The following is an 8,320-nucleotide window of genomic DNA, read 5'->3' as shown; positions in this document are numbered from 1 at the left end:
GCAACTGCGAGGGGCCGGGGGACGCGCTGGGTGGCACGGACGCCTTGGTGGTCGCCGGCGCCGAGGTGACCGGGTGGGGGGCGGGGGCGCCCAGCGTGGCCTTGGTGGACGCGCTGTCGCCGCTGTTGATGATCACGGCCGTGGCGATGGCGCCCAGGGCCACCACCGCGCCCACGATCGCCGTGGCGGGGCGCCAGCGCGAGTCCGCCGGCCAGCCCGTCCAGTTGTAGTCGGCGTTCAGGTAGGGGTCGGTATCGCAGGCGTCGGCATCGGCGGCGTAGTCGTCGGGGTAAGCCCGGATCCTGTCGTCAAGGTGCGGCAACGTGGTACCCATGGTGCCGAAGTTAGCCATGGGAAAGCACGGATCGGGTATCGCGCGGGTGGGCGAGACAACCTGAGAGCGAATCGTTATCGGGCCGCGACCGGTTTCGCTGACCGCGAAGTGTGGGGACGCGGCGGGGTCGGGGTCGGCCGCGTCCACTAGCCTGCTGCTGACAGGGCCGGGACTTCGATAGCTGCGGAATGACGGCAAGACCCATGGAAGGGGTGACCGTGGAGGTCAAGATCGGTATCACGGATAGTCCGCGCGAGCTGGTCCTTGCCAGCGCCCAGACGCCCGCCGAGGTCGAAGATCTGGTCAGCGCCGCACTGAGCGACGCGTCGGGTCTGCTGCGGCTGAGCGACGAGCGGGGCCGCCGCTTCCTGATTCACACCGCCAAGATCGCCTACGTCGAGATCGGCGCCGCCGACGCGCGCCGGGTGGGCTTCGGGATCAGCGCCGAAACCGGCAAGCACGCCGGCAAGGGCCGTTAGGAGCGGGTCAGCGGCACGTGTGACAGCCCGCCCCAGGCGAACGCGACGGTGCCGTCGACGGCGTCCGCCTTGGAAATCGGCCGGTCGGAGTCCAGCCAGTACCTGGCGCAGTCGACGCTGATTCCCACCAGACCGACCGCGATCATGCGGGCCCGGTGCGGGTCCAGCCCGGAATCCTCGCTGATCAACGCGAAGACCGCGTCGATGCAGGATTCGGTGGCGACGCGCACCTGGGCGGCCACTTCGGGTTCGGTGACGTAGTCGTTCTCGAAGATCAGGCGGTAGCCCTGGCTGTCGTGTTCGATGAAATCGAAGAACGCCTGCACCGCGGAGTGCAACCGGCGCCGGTTGTCGGTGGTGGTGCTCAGGGCCTGCTGAACGCCCGACACCAGGTTTTCCACGTGCCGCGCCAGCACCGCCAGGTACAGCTCGAGCTTGCTCGAAAAGTGTTGGTACAGAACGGGTTTGCTGACTCCGGCGCGGTCGGCGATCTCGTCCATGCCCGCCGCGTGATAGCCGCGGTCGACGAACACGTCGCTGGCCACGATGAGCAATTGGCCGCGCCGCTCGTCGCGGGGCAACCGATTGCCTCGCCGGCTGGAAACCGCGGCTCCGTCCGGCCGACCGCGGTCAGCCGATCTGACGGCGCGCCGCGCCGGCACCTTGGCGAGTTCGCTCATCGAGTCCTCATCTGATTATCGGCGGCCGGCCATCGCTGAATCGGGGCCAACCGCTCGCAGCCCGTGGGAAAGACCTTACTACCCGCCGCCTCGATGCGACCGTCATCGCCGTCGTCGCCGCTGGCAGAAGCGGTGTCGGACGGCCGATTCGGGCGCGCCACCGGCGGCGGCGGTGCCCGGCTGTGTAATCCTGGGGAAATGACGTCCCCCCGGCCCCCACGCAGCACAGGGCGCGTGCCGGTGTTACGCGACGAGTGGCGAGAGCCGCTGCGGGCGCTGCGCGATCCGTTGGCGCGGGAAGCCGGACGCGTCCGGGCCGACCGCGAGCGGCCGCGACAGTGGCGCAAACAAACCTGGCTGGGCCGCTTCGTCTCCACCTACGGGTGGCGCGCGTACGCCCTGCCGGTCCTGGTGGTGCTCACCGCGGTGGTGATGTACCAGACGGTCACCGGCACCGGCGCCCCCAAGCCGACGGCCGGCCAGCCCATCCAGAGTCCGCCGGCGATCGGCGCGGTGGGCACCACGATCATCGACGCCCCGCCGCGCGGGCTCGCCGCGTTCGACGCCAACCTGCCGGCCGGAACGTTGCCCGACGGCGGCCCGTTCACCGAGGCGGGCGACAAGACCTGGCACATCGTGCCGGGCACCACGCCGCAGATCGGCCAGGGCACCGCCAAGGTGTTCCGGTACACCGTCGAAGTGGAGAACGGCATCGATCCGACCATGTTCGGCGGCGACGACGCCTTCGCCCAGATGGTCGACCAGACGCTGGCCAATCCGAAGGGCTGGACGCACAATCCGCAGTTCGCGTTCATCCGGATCGACGGAGCCAGTGGAGGCAAACCCGACTTTCGCATCTCGCTGGTGTCGCCGGTGACGGTGCGCGAAGGGTGCGGTTACGAATTCCGCCTCGAAACCTCTTGCTACAACCCGGTATTCGGCGCCAACCGGGAGGCGCGGGTGTTCATCAACGAGGCGCGCTGGGTACGGGGAGCCGTACCGTTCGAAGGTGACATCGGCTCCTACCGGCAGTACGTGATCAACCACGAGGTCGGCCACGCCATCGGATACCTGCACCACGAACCCTGCGAGCAGCAGAACGCCCTGGCGCCGGTGATGATGCAGCAGACGTTTTCCACGTCGAACAACGACGCCGCGCAGTTCGACCCCGACGTCGTCAAGGCCGACGGCAAGACCTGCCGGTTCAATCCCTGGCCGTACCCGATCGCCTGACGGGCCTTTAGACGCCGCCTCGTTGCCGCGCCCCGCGCGGGCTGCTGTGATGGTAAGAGAAGCCAACCGAGGAGATGTTTCGCACGTGTCGACGCCGCTGCCGCCGCTGGTGGAGCCCGCAGACCACCTCAGTGGCGACGAGGTGGCCCGCTACAGCCGGCACCTGATCATTCCCGGCCTGGGGCTCGACGGGCAGAAGCGGCTCAAGAACGCCCGGGTGCTGGTGCTCGGCGCCGGCGGGCTCGGTGCCCCGACGTTGCTCTACCTGGCGGCCGCGGGCGTGGGCACGATCGGCATCGTCGATTTCGACGTGGTCGACGAGTCGAACCTGCACCGCCAGATCATCCACGGGGTGGCCGACGTCGGCCGGTCCAAGGCGCAGTCGGCGCGCGACTCCATCGCCGCGATCAACCCGCTGGTCGACGTGCGGCTGCACGAATTCCGGCTGGATTCCACCAACGCCGTCGAATTGTTCGGCGGCTACGACCTGATCGTGGACGGCACCGACAACTTCGCGACCCGGTATCTGGCCAACGACGCGGCGGTGCTGGCGAAAAAGCCGTACGTGTGGGGGTCGATCTACCGCTTCGAGGGCCAGGTCTCGGTCTGCTGGGAGGACGCCCCGGACGGACGCGGGCTCAACTATCGCGACCTCTACCCCGAACCCCCGCCGGCCGGCTCGGTCCCATCCTGCGCCGAGGGTGGCGTGCTGGGCATCGTCTGCGCGTCCATCGCCTCGGTGATGAGCACCGAAGTGATCAAACTCATCACCGGGATCGGCGAGTCGTTGCTGGGCCGCGTGATGATCTACGACGCGCTGGAGATGACCTACCGCACCATCGCGATCCGCCGCGACCCCTCGGACGCGTCGAGGCCCACGATCACCGGGCTCGTCGACTACGAGCAGCTGTGCGGCGTGGCGCCCGAGCCGTCGGCGCACGACGCCGCGTCGGCCATCACGCCGCGCGAGCTGCGCGACTGGCTGGATTCGGGCAAGAAGCTGGCGCTGATCGACGTGCGTGAGCCGGTGGAGTTCGACATCGTGCACATCGACGGGGCCCAGCTGATCCCGCAGTCGTCGATCAATTCCGGCGAGGGTCTGGCAAAGCTGCCGCACGACCGCCTGCCGGTGCTGTACTGCAAAACGGGGGTGCGCTCGGCCCAGGCGCTGGCCGTGGTGCGCAGGGCCGGCTTCGCCGACGCGGTGCATTTGCAGGGCGGGATCGTGGCGTGGGCGCAGCAGATGCAACCCGACATGGTCATGTACTGACCCGGCACGCCCTGTGGACTGCGGCGACCCGCCGCGCCCGGCTTCGCCGCGCTTGCGATCGCCGCTTGTTGGACTCGTTTAGAGTACCGGTGTGACAGTCGAGCCACCGCCGGATCATGTGCTGTCGGCGTTTGGTTTGGCCGGCGTCACACCCGTCAATCTGGGGGCCAGCTGGGAGGGCGGCTGGCGGTGCGGCGAAGTCGTCTTGTCGTTGGTGGCCGACAACGCGCGCGCGGCCTGGTCGGCCCGGGTCCGCGAGACCTTGTTCGTCGACGGCGTTCGCCTGGCGCGGCCGGTGCGTTCCACCGACGGGCGTTACGTCGTTTCCGGGTGGCGGGCGGACACCTTCGTCGCCGGGACGCCGGAGCCCCGCCATGACGAAGTCGTCTCGGCCGCGGTGCGCCTGCACGAGGCGACGGGCAAACTCGAGCGGCCCCGCTTCCTGACCCAGGGGCCCACGGCGCCGTGGGGCGACGTCGACATCTTCATCGCCGCCGATCGCGCGGCGTGGGAGGAACGGCCGCTGGCCTCGGTGCCGCCCGGAGCGCGGTCGGCGCCCGCGACGGCGGATGCCGAGCGATCCGTCGAGCTGCTGCATCAGTTGGGCACCCTGCGCAAGCCGACCAAGAGCCCCAACCAGCTGGTCCACGGAGACCTTTACGGCACAGTGCTTTTCGTCGGCACCGCCGCCCCCGGGATCACCGACATCACCCCGTACTGGCGGCCCGCGTCGTGGGCGGCCGGTGTGGTCGTCATCGATGCGCTGTCGTGGGGAGAGGCCGACGACGGCCTCATCGAGCGCTGGAACGCCCTGCCGGAATGGCCGCAGATGTTGTTGCGGGCGTTGATGTTTCGTCTCGCGGTCCACGCGCTGCATCCTCGGTCCACCGCCGAGGCGTTCCCGGGCCTGGCCCGCACCGCGGCGCTGGTCCGCCTGGTGCTCTAACCTGGCCGCCGCTAACGCCCGTCGGGGAACTCGTAGCGAACCTCGCGCAGCGCGATTTTGCCGTCGGTCGCCAGCACGCCTTCGGCGCGCAACAACTCCAGCTGGCGGGTCGTCAGGTGCCGCGCCGGACGACCGGACGCCGTGATCACCCGGTGCCACGGCAGGTCCGACGAGTCGGTCCGCATGATCCAGCCGACGATCCGCGGGCTGGAAAGCCCTGCGGCGGTGGCGATGTCACCGTAGGTGGCCACCCGCCCGGACGGGATCGCGGCAACCAGCGCACGCACCCGCTCGACCTGCTCGTCGGTGACCGGCGCCACGGTCAGCGGGCTTCCAACAGCTCGCGGGTCAACGCGGCGACCTCGTCGGGCTTGGCGTAGGGCACCATGTGGTTGCAGTCGAAATCCAGCAGCCGGAAGTCCGGTCCCAACCGCTCGGCCAGGGCGTCGATCAGTGTGTCGGTGACATAGGGCGGGGTGGTGCGCTTGGCCCGCACCAGCACGGTCGGGGTCGACGCGGGCGGCAGCACGGTCTCGCGGGCCAACTCGCTCCAGTACGACATCATCGCCGGCAGGCTCACCCGCCAGCCGTAACGCCCGCCCGGCAGGGCGATCAGGTGCTCGTCGATCTCGGCGTCCAGCAGGGCGGGTTCGACATCCGACCACGAGCCGTGCACCTTTTCCAGGCGCGCTTCCTCGGGGTCCGGGTAGTCGGGCGAGGACAGCATCGCCTCGGCGATCTCGCGCATCCACGTGCCGTCCAGCCCGACCGCCGGGTCGAGCAGCAGCAGCCCCGCCACCCGCTGCGGGCGGACGGCGGCCAGATGCATGGCCAGCCCGCCGCCGAACGAGTGACCCACGATCACCACGGGCGTGTCGGGCTGCTCGTCGAGCAGCGCGGCCAACGCCGCGACGTTGGCGTCGATGGTCCACGGCGCCGCCCACGACGACCTGCCGTGGCCCACCAGATCCGGTGCGGCGATGCCGATCCCGGGCAACAAGCCGGACAGCTGCTCCCAGCGCTGGCCGTGGCCGGTCAGCCCGTGCAACGCCAGGATCCGCACCGGACCGGACGGGCCGTAGCGGTGCACACGCAACTTCGCGGTCACCCGTCGATGGTGCCAGCCGCCGCGGTCGCGGGTTGCGGGCGGTCCTTAACGGTCGTCATCCCGGTCGTCCTCGGTGGAGACGATGTAGGCCTGTTCGATCACGTCGGCCTCGTTGGCTTCCCGGTCCGCGGCGGCGGCGACGTACTCGATGTCCAGACCGGTCTCGTCGTCGGAATCGACAGGCCGTCGTTGTTCCACCGCGTCGCCTTCCGGCGCCTCGTCGACGGGAAAGCCGCGTTCGTCGTCGTTCATGGTCTTGCACCCCTCCTTCCGTTCTCCGGCTCCTCCGGCCTCCAGGGTAAGAGTCGGCGGCGGGGTGGCCGGGTACGCTGGCCGCTCGATCAGGTCGACGACCCAAGGGGAGCGGTCATGGGCAGAATCAGGCGCGGTTGGGCGCTATCGCAGCAGAGCTGGCAGGTGCTGAAAAACGACCGGTCGCTGGTCCTTTTCCCCGTCCTGTCCACCCTTTTCGCCGTCCTCGCCACGATCGCGATCTGGGCGCCGACGCTGCTGCTGCGCGGCGTGTTCGGCGGCCATCCGGTGGACAACCAGGACCCTGTCTACTACATCGCGGGCGTGGCGACGGCGTACGTGTCGACGTTCATCGCCATCTTCTTTAATGTGGCGCTCGCCGCGTGCGCGGTGCGCTCGATGCGCGGCGAGGACACCAGGGTCGCCGAAGGCATCACCGCCGCGGCGCGCCGGATCGGCCCGATCCTGGGGTGGAGCGTGGTGGCGACCACGGTCGGGCTGGTCCTCAAGGCGCTCGAGGAGCGCCTACCGACCCTGGCCAGGCTCGCCGCGGACCTGGTCGGCGCGGCGTGGGCGGTCGCAACGTTTTTCGTCATCCCGGTGATAGCGCTCGAGGGCACCGGACCGTTTCGGTCACTGCGCCGCTCGGTGGACACCATCAAGGCGCGCTGGGGTGAGAGCGCCGCCGGGGCGGCCACCATCGGGGTGGTCACGTTTCTGGTCACCCTGGTGGTCGTGGTGGGCGGTGTGGTCGGCGGCATCGCGCTGATCGCGGCCCGTCTGGCGCCGCTGGGTCTCGCGGTGCTGGCGGCGACGTTCGCGGTCGCCGTTGCCATCTCGTTCATCTCGACCGCGCTCAGCCAGATCTTCCGGGTCGCGGTCTACCAGTACGCGGTCACCGGCGAGACGGTCGGCGCGTTCGACCACCGGCTGCTGCAGGCGGCGTTCGTCGCGCGCTAGCGGATCTGTCGGACCCTCGTGATGTCATGCCGTCATGGCCTACACGTGGGATGCGCAAGCGCACACCGTCTTGGACCCCGGTGCGCGCGGTCAGCTGCGCATCCTGGGCGGCCCTGGCACCGGCAAGAGCAGCCTGCTGATCGACGCGGCGGTCGCCCAGATCGACGGCGGGGTCAACCCGGAATCGGTTCTGCTGCTTACCGGTTCCGGCCGGATCGGGATGGCCGAACGCGGCGCGCTGACGACGGCGCTGCTGCGGGCGCGGTCCGCCGGCCCGGGCCGGGCCGCCGTCAGCGAGCCGCTGGTGCGGACCGTGCACGGCTACGCATACGCGGTCCTGCGGCGCGCGGCCGAGCGGGCCGGTGAGGCGCCCCCGCGGATGGTCACCAGCGCCGAACAGGACGCCATCATCCGGGAGCTGCTGGCCGGCGACCTCGAAGACGGGCCGCGCGCGGCGACGGCCTGGCCGACCCCACTGCGGCCCGCGCTGAGCACCGCGGGATTCGCCGCCGAGCTGCGAAACCTGTTGTCCCGCTGCGCCGAACGCGGCGTGGACCCCCAGGAGCTGGAGCGGCTGGGCCGTCGCTGCCGGCGGCCCGAATGGACCGCCGCCGGCCAATTCGCCCGCCAGTACGAGCAGGTGATGCTGCTGCGCGCGGCGGTGGGCACGGCCGCGCCGGAGGCCACCACGCCCGCGCTGGGTGCCGCCGAACTGGTGGGCGCCGCGCTGGAAGCGTTCGCCGCGGACCCCGAGCTGTTGTCCGCCGAACGCGGCCGGATCCGCGTCTTGTTGGTCGACGACGCCCAGCAGCTCGACCCGCAGGCGGCCCGACTGGTTCGGGTGCTCTCCGCCGGCGCCGAGCTGGCGCTGATCGCCGGGGATCCCAACCAGGCGGTGTTCGGTTTCCGGGGCGGTGAACCCGCGGGGCTGCTCGGCGGCGACACGCCCTCGGTGACGCTGACGACGTCGCATCGCTGCGCCCCGGCCGTGGCGCGGGCGGTCAGCGGTATCGCCGCCCGGTTACCCGGCGGCGCCACCGGCCGGCGGATTCGGCGGC

General features: G+C 70.5%; 10 protein-coding genes and 1 pseudogene. 6 read left to right on the top strand and 5 right to left on the bottom strand.

What is annotated here, in order from left to right; all coding sequences use genetic code 11:
* Positions 1–334, bottom strand: a pseudogene (locus tag DQP57_RS25585) (MmpS family transport accessory protein); the annotation flags it as partial.
* 218 nt (positions 335–552) lie between these two features.
* Here DQP57_RS25585 and DQP57_RS25580 point away from each other — a divergent pair.
* The gene (locus tag DQP57_RS25580; protein ID WP_112635596.1) at positions 553–813 is read left to right on the top strand and encodes a DUF3107 domain-containing protein; all 261 of its coding nucleotides are present in this window, start codon (positions 553–555) and stop codon (positions 811–813) included.
* Here the strand turns inward: DQP57_RS25580 and DQP57_RS25575 are convergent.
* Positions 810–1,493 (bottom strand): TetR/AcrR family transcriptional regulator, encoded by a 684-nt coding sequence (locus DQP57_RS25575; protein ID WP_112635592.1) that lies wholly within the window; start codon positions 1,491–1,493, stop codon positions 810–812. The two genes, DQP57_RS25580 and DQP57_RS25575, sit on opposite strands and share 4 nt — an antisense overlap.
* Positions 1,494–1,586: 93 nt before the next feature.
* Between DQP57_RS25575 and DQP57_RS25570 the strand changes: the two genes are divergently transcribed.
* From DQP57_RS25570 to DQP57_RS25560, 3 genes are all read left to right on the top strand, one after another.
* Positions 1,587–2,726 carry a DUF3152 domain-containing protein gene (locus DQP57_RS25570; protein WP_112635594.1) on the top strand — a complete coding sequence of 380 codons (1,140 nt, stop codon included), beginning with the start codon at positions 1,587–1,589 and terminating at the stop codon, positions 2,724–2,726.
* A gap of 85 nt (positions 2,727–2,811) precedes the next feature.
* Positions 2,812–3,996, top strand: coding sequence for an adenylyltransferase/sulfurtransferase MoeZ (gene moeZ, locus DQP57_RS25565; protein ID WP_112635590.1), 1,185 nt, complete (start codon positions 2,812–2,814; stop codon positions 3,994–3,996).
* A gap of 91 nt (positions 3,997–4,087) precedes the next feature.
* Entirely contained in the window at positions 4,088–4,942 is an 855-nt protein-coding gene (locus DQP57_RS25560) for a TIGR02569 family protein (protein WP_112635588.1), read from the top strand.
* Positions 4,943–4,953: 11 nt separating this feature from the next.
* Here the strand turns inward: DQP57_RS25560 and DQP57_RS25555 are convergent, their stop codons facing one another.
* Genes DQP57_RS25555 through DQP57_RS25545 form a run of 3 tightly spaced genes read right to left on the bottom strand, consistent with a single transcriptional unit; the run spans position 4,954 to position 6,302 of the window.
* A complete protein-coding gene (locus DQP57_RS25555; RefSeq protein ID WP_112635586.1) occupies positions 4,954–5,262 on the bottom strand; it encodes an MGMT family protein in 309 nt (102 codons plus the stop codon).
* A gap of 2 nt (positions 5,263–5,264) precedes the next feature.
* A complete protein-coding gene (locus tag DQP57_RS25550) occupies positions 5,265–6,050 on the bottom strand; it encodes an alpha/beta fold hydrolase (protein ID WP_112635585.1) in 786 nt (261 codons plus the stop codon).
* A 45-nt stretch (positions 6,051–6,095) separates the two neighbouring features.
* Positions 6,096–6,302: a hypothetical protein gene (locus tag DQP57_RS25545; protein ID WP_112635583.1), complete on the bottom strand. Its 207-nt coding sequence runs from the start codon at positions 6,300–6,302 to the stop codon at positions 6,096–6,098.
* Positions 6,303–6,419: 117 nt separating this feature from the next.
* On the opposite strand from DQP57_RS25545, the gene DQP57_RS25540 reads away from it, so the two are divergent.
* Both DQP57_RS25540 and DQP57_RS25535 read left to right on the top strand, forming a co-directional pair.
* Positions 6,420–7,262 (top strand): DUF6159 family protein, encoded by an 843-nt coding sequence (locus DQP57_RS25540; RefSeq protein WP_112635581.1) that lies wholly within the window; start codon positions 6,420–6,422, stop codon positions 7,260–7,262.
* A 34-nt stretch (positions 7,263–7,296) separates the two neighbouring features.
* A partial coding sequence (locus tag DQP57_RS25535; protein ID WP_165821902.1) for a UvrD-helicase domain-containing protein occupies positions 7,297–8,320 on the top strand: 1,024 nt, incomplete at its 3' end.

The sequence above is a fragment of the Mycobacterium colombiense genome, assembly GCF_003284935.1.
In the GTDB taxonomy this organism is placed as follows: domain Bacteria; phylum Actinomycetota; class Actinomycetes; order Mycobacteriales; family Mycobacteriaceae; genus Mycobacterium; species Mycobacterium arosiense_A.
The sequence above is the reverse complement of the archived record's forward strand: the minus strand, read 5'-3'. Positions and strand labels throughout refer to the sequence as shown.